Below are 1,048 nucleotides of genomic sequence, written 5' to 3' on the forward strand. Positions count from 1 at the left end.
GTAAATTGTATTGGCTGTTGGTATTAACCACATGGCCTTTGAGCATGGCCCCGTGACGGACAATCTTCATTCTTCGGCGCAGTAGATCACGAGCTGCGCGCATTTCACTTGGGTAATCATAAGCTATGGGAAAGTTACCACCACGCAGTAGTGTGGCAATTTTAAAGGAATCGACTTTATCATTTTTGGTTTTACCACCGTGAATCGCCTTCATGTACAGTGCATGGCCTAAGATAAAATAAATCCCAAGTTCAGCACACCAGTCTGACACCCAATACCAACAATGCATGCACTCAACCCCGACAATCACATTGCCGATATAGGGTTCGAGGATGAGTAATAAGTCATCTTTACTGGCACCTATCTTTTTATGAGCTACAACTTCCCCTTTAGAATCAATGATACAGACATAAAGTAAACGTGCATGTAAATCGATACCACAGTAGTATGGATGTGAGTTATTATAAAATCTCATTGAGCTTTCTCCTGTTGGTTTAGTCACCTTAAGCATACCGCTGATGCGGCTTGCTAGGGAGGGGGCTCAATGAGTATCAAGCAAAAGCAGGCGGACGCATAAATGCGCCGCTGTTTTGGGCGTTAGCCGTCAGTCGAGTATGTAGATATGAATTCAAAATCAAAATAACATGGCCACCCACGATTACTGGCTAAATAACGAGCAGTGAACTACGCTTTATTTACCCTTTAAAAATGGTAATTGAAGATGGCCAGACCAAGACAAACTATCGTTAGCTTAGAAGACACTCCTTTTTATCATTGTTGTTCGCGTGTTGTGCGTAAAGCCTTTTTGTGTGAACTAATAACATGGCCAGACCAAGACAAACTATCGTTAGCTTAGAAGACACTCCTTTTTATCATTGTTGTTCGCGTGTTGTGCGTAAAGCCTTTTTGTGTGGTATCGACAACTCGACAGGCGAGAATTTTGAGCATCGGCGTGAATGGGTTGATTCTCGTATACTTGAACTTGCTACCATCTTTGCTATTGATATTTGTGCTTATGCAGTGATGAGCAATCACTTACATGTCGTTG

At 42.3% G+C, this 1,048-nt stretch carries 2 pseudogenes; one reads left to right on the forward strand and one right to left on the reverse strand.

Annotation, left to right across the window (positions count from 1 at the left end):
• Positions 1-475, reverse strand: a pseudogene (locus tag ACWXWT_RS20560) (IS110-like element ISShfr7 family transposase); the annotation flags it as partial.
• 347 nt (positions 476-822) lie between these two features.
• On the opposite strand from ACWXWT_RS20560, the pseudogene ACWXWT_RS20565 reads away from it, so the two are divergent.
• Positions 823-1,048, forward strand: a pseudogene (locus ACWXWT_RS20565) (transposase); the annotation flags it as partial.

Source organism: Shewanella sp. A22 (assembly GCF_053850585.1).